This is a genomic window from Halorhodospira neutriphila (assembly GCF_016584055.1).
Classification (GTDB): Bacteria; Pseudomonadota; Gammaproteobacteria; order Nitrococcales; family Halorhodospiraceae; genus Halorhodospira; species Halorhodospira neutriphila.
This window is the reverse complement of the sequence record NZ_NRSH01000170.1, coordinates 1-3,900: the sequence shown is the minus strand read 5'-3', so window position 1 is coordinate 3,900 and position 3,900 is coordinate 1. Positions and strand designations below refer to the sequence as shown.

The window sequence follows — 3,900 nt, the reverse complement described above, 5'->3', positions numbered from 1 at the left end:
GGCGGACCGGGTCCGGCTGCGCCTGCCCGCCGCCGCCACGAGCAGCTCCCCGGCCTCGGCCACCTCGCCCACGAGGAGGACCCGCGGCGTGTCGCCGCACGGGTCCTCGCCCTCGCCGCCGCGCCAGAAAGTCGCGGTGGTGTCACCATTCGTTGACAACGACGCCGTCGTCTATATGTTGGAGCGTATGTCTGAGATGAGCGCATCCGCCGCTGCCGGCCGCGGCCGCCCCCACGCCGTGGTGATCGGCAGCGGATTCGGCGGCCTCGCCGCCGCCGTCCGCCTCGGCGCCCGGGGCTACCGGGTCACCGTCCTCGAGCGCCTCGACGCCCCCGGCGGGCGCGCCTACGTCCACCACCAGGACGGCTTCACCTTCGACGCCGGGCCGACGATCGTCACGGCGCCGTTCCTCTTCCGCGAGCTCTGGGAGCTCGCCGGGCGGCGCTTCGAGGACGACATCGATCTGCGCCTGATGGACCCGTTCTACCGGGTGCGCTTCCACGACGGCGAGCAGTTCGACTACACCGGCGACGACGAGCGGATGCGCGCCGAGGTCTCGCGCTTCTCCCCCCGCGATGTGGCCGGCTATGAGCGCTACATGGAGGCGAGCCGGGAGATCTTCCGGGTCGGCTTCGAGCAGCTCAGCAGCGAGCCGTTCACCCGCTTCACCGACATGGCGCGCATCCTGCCGAGCCTGATCCGGCTGCAGAGCTACCGCAGCGTCCACGGGATGGTCTCGCGCTACGTGCGCGACCCGCAGCTGCGCCAGGTACTGAGCTTCCACCCGCTGCTCATCGGCGGCAACCCCTTCTCGGTGACCTCCGTCTACTGCCTGATCGAGTACCTGGAGCAGCACTGGGGCGTGCACTACGTCATGGGCGGCACAGGGCGGCTGGCCGCCGGGCTGGCCGACCTCATCGCCGGGCAGGGCAACGAGGTCCGCTACGGCGCCGACGTCGAGGCGATCACCGTCGAGAACGGCCGCGCCACCGGCGTGGAGCTGGCCTCCGGCGAGCGCATCGGCGCCGATATCGTCGTCTCCAACGCCGACGCCGCCTGGACCTACCGCCACCTCGTCCCCGCGGGGGCGCGGCGGCGGTGGACCGACCAGCGCCTGGAGCGCAGCCGCTACTCCATGGGGCTCTTCGTCTGGTACTTCGGCACGGCGCAGCAGTACACCCAGGTCCCGCACCACACGATCCTCATGGGGCCGCGCTACAAGGAGCTCATCGAGGACATCTTCAGGCGCAAGGTCCTCGCCGACGACTTCAGCCTCTACCTCCACCGGCCGAGCGCCACCGATCCGTCGGTGGCCCCGGCGGGGCACGACGCCTACTACGTCCTCTCCCCGGTGCCCAACCTCGAGGGGAACATCGACTGGGAGGAGCGGGCCGAGCCGTACCGCCGCGCCATCGCCGAGTACCTGCGCGGGAGCGTGCTGCCGGGGCTGGACGAGCAGCTCGTGACCTCGCGGGTGACCACGCCCCAGGACTTCTACCACCGGCTGAAGGCCTTCCGGGGGGCGGCGTTCAGCCTCGAGCCGGCGCTCCACCAGAGCGCCTGGTTCCGGCCCCACAACCGCAGCGAGGACGTCGAGCACCTCTACCTCGTCGGCGCCGGAACCCACCCCGGCGCCGGCCTGCCCGGCGTCGTCTCCTCAGCCCGAGTTCTGGACAAGGTGGTTCCCGATGCGAGTGCCTTCACCTGACCCCGATCTGGCTCCCGAGCCGTACCTGCTGAGCACCGATCGGACGGCGTGCCGGGCCTCGCTGTGCACCGGCTCGCGGACCTTCCTCGCCGCCTCGTGGCTGCTGCCGCGCTCGGCGCGCGACCCGGCCACCGCCCTCTACGCCTTCTGCCGCCTCGCCGACGACGCCGTCGACGAGAGCGGCGAGGAGGCGCAGGACGCCGCGCTCGAGGCCCTCTACCGGCGCCTCGAGCGCGTCTACGCGGGCTGCCCGGAGCGGGACCCCGCCGACCGCGCCTTCTCCTGCGTGGTCCACCAGTTCCGCATCCCCGCCGAGCTGCCCGCCGCGCTCATCGAGGGCTTCGCCTGGGACGCCGCCGGCCGGCGCTACGAGACCCTCGACGACCTCTACGCCTACGCGGTGCGCGTCGCCGGGACCGTCGGCGTGATGATGGCCCTGCTCATGGGGGTGCGCTCGCCGGGGCCGCTGGCGCGCGCCTGCGACCTGGGCGTGGCCATGCAGCTGACGAACATCGCCCGGGACGTCGGCGAGGACGCCCGCCAGGGACGGCTCTACCTCCCCCGGCAGTGGCTGCGCGAGGCCGGGCTCGATCCCGACGCCTTCCTGGCGGCGCCGCGGTTCACCCCCGAGCTCGCCGGCGTGATCCAGCGCCTGCTCCACTACGCCGATACCCTCTACGAGCGCTCCATGGCCGGCTTCCCGGCGCTGCCCGCCCGCGTGCGCCCCGGGATCTGCGCCGCGCGGCTGCTCTACGCCGAGATCGGCCGCGAGCTCGAGCGCCGCGGGCTCGACGCCGTGAACCAGCGGGCGGTGGTCTCCGGGCGCCGCAAGGCGCGCGTCCTCTCGGGGGTGGCCGCGACCCTGGCGCGGGCGCCGCGGGACTGCTCGGCACCGCCGCTGGCGCAGGCCGAGTTCCTCATCGAGGCCGTCGAGGCGAGCGCCGCGGCGGCCTCGCCGGGGCCGATCGAGGGGCGCGTCGCCTGGGTGCTGGAGCTCTTCGACCGGCTCGAGCAGCGCTCCGCCGCCGCCCGCTCCGGCTGAGCGGGGCGGGGGCGGTGGTGCCTAAACCTGGACCGCAATAGCGCCGGCCCGGCCGGCTGGAGGCATCGATGTCCCCGCAGGCGCACATCTTCATCGAGCTGCTCATCATCGGCGGCGTGCTCGCCATCGGCGTGCGCGAGCTCATCGTCACCCGCCGCGACCTGCGCCGCATCCGGCAGCGCCGGGATGCGGAGCAGGGCGGCGGGAACGACGGCTAGCGCCTACTCCCGCCCCGCGCGCCGGGGCATGCGGAAGGGCAGCAGGGCCTGCACCCAGCGGCGCGAGAAGCGCTCGAGGGAGAGGCTCTCGTGGACGGTGGTCAGCGGCTGCCCGGCGATGCGGGTCTCGACCAGCGAGCGCGCGTAGAAGGGGGTGTCCTCGAAGGTCTCCCGCAGCCGGGCGGCCTGCGGCGTATCCGCCGGGATGCGGCGCCGGACGCGCCACAGGCTCTTCGGCAAGGCCGCGATCTCCGGGCTCGGCTGCCGCGTCAGGCCGTGCTCGCGGTCGAAGTGCAGCGCCGTGGCGTAGGGCTCGGCGCCGCGCGGCTCGAGGTCGTAGAGCACGGTGGTGCCGTCGGCGCCGCTCGTGCGCGCCCAGTGCCAGCCGTGGAAGCCGTCCTCGAGCGGCTCGTCGCCGGCGTTGGTGTCGAAGTAGCCGCTGCCCTCCCAGTGCAGCCGCGGCTTCTCCAGGCTCACCTCGATCCGGGCGCAGGGGGCGAGGGCGCACCAGCGGTGGCGCCCGGCCGGGTCGAGGGTGAGGCCGTGGTCGTTGCGGATCGTCGGCCGCAGCCGCACCTGGCCGCGCAGGAAGGCGGGGCGGGGGAAGGTCACCTCGTCGATGTCGACGATGAGCTCGCCGTCGACCCAGCGCATCTGGCTCGGCCCGATGATCAGCCGCTCCGGCGCCTGCGCGAGCTCGGAGCGGCCGCGCTCGGTCAGCGCCCAGTGGCCGCGCTTGTCGCCGTAGAGGGCGACGTTCAGGGCGCAGTGGTCGTACGGGTCGGCCTCGCCGCGCCGGCGCGCCCAGGCGTAGTAGGGCGAGAAGACGCTGCCGATGAAGGCGATCAGGGTGATGCCGTGGCGCCCGTCGTCGCTCAGCCCGTCGACGTACCACCAGGCGTAGCCGCCCTGCGGGACCGCATGGCTGAAGT

General features: G+C 73.7%; 4 protein-coding genes. 3 read left to right on the top strand and 1 reads right to left on the bottom strand.

What is annotated here, in order from left to right:
- The first annotated feature begins 196 nt into the window (after window positions 1-196).
- The 3 genes from CKO13_RS11155 (at window position 197) to CKO13_RS11145 (ending at window position 2,968) form a co-directional block, all read left to right on the top strand.
- Entirely contained in the window at window positions 197-1,708 is a 1,512-nt protein-coding gene (locus tag CKO13_RS11155) for a phytoene desaturase (RefSeq protein WP_242468017.1), read from the top strand.
- Window positions 1,689-2,750: a phytoene/squalene synthase family protein gene (locus CKO13_RS11150; RefSeq protein ID WP_200260986.1), complete on the top strand. Its 1,062-nt coding sequence runs from the start codon at window positions 1,689-1,691 to the stop codon at window positions 2,748-2,750. Before CKO13_RS11155 ends, CKO13_RS11150 begins: the two co-directional genes overlap by 20 nt.
- A 68-nt stretch (window positions 2,751-2,818) precedes the next feature.
- On the top strand, window positions 2,819-2,968 hold the full coding sequence (locus CKO13_RS11145; protein WP_200260983.1) for a hypothetical protein: 150 nt from the start codon (window positions 2,819-2,821) through the stop codon (window positions 2,966-2,968).
- A gap of 3 nt (window positions 2,969-2,971) precedes the next feature.
- Here the strand turns inward: CKO13_RS11145 and CKO13_RS11140 are convergent.
- Window positions 2,972-3,900, bottom strand: a 929-nt coding sequence (locus CKO13_RS11140; protein ID WP_338034641.1) for a carotenoid 1,2-hydratase, incomplete at its 5' end; no start/stop codon positions are given.

Bases quoted from the DNA above. Each gene is read 5' to 3' on its own strand.
- CKO13_RS11155 (WP_242468017.1), top strand. From the start codon at position 197: ATGAGCGCATCCGCCGCTGCCGGCCGCGGCCGCCCCCACGCCGTGGTG.
- CKO13_RS11150 (WP_200260986.1), top strand. From the start codon at position 1,689: ATGCGAGTGCCTTCACCTGACCCCGATCTGGCTCCCGAGCCGTACCTG.
- CKO13_RS11145 (WP_200260983.1), top strand. From the start codon at position 2,819: ATGTCCCCGCAGGCGCACATCTTCATCGAGCTGCTCATCATCGGCGGC.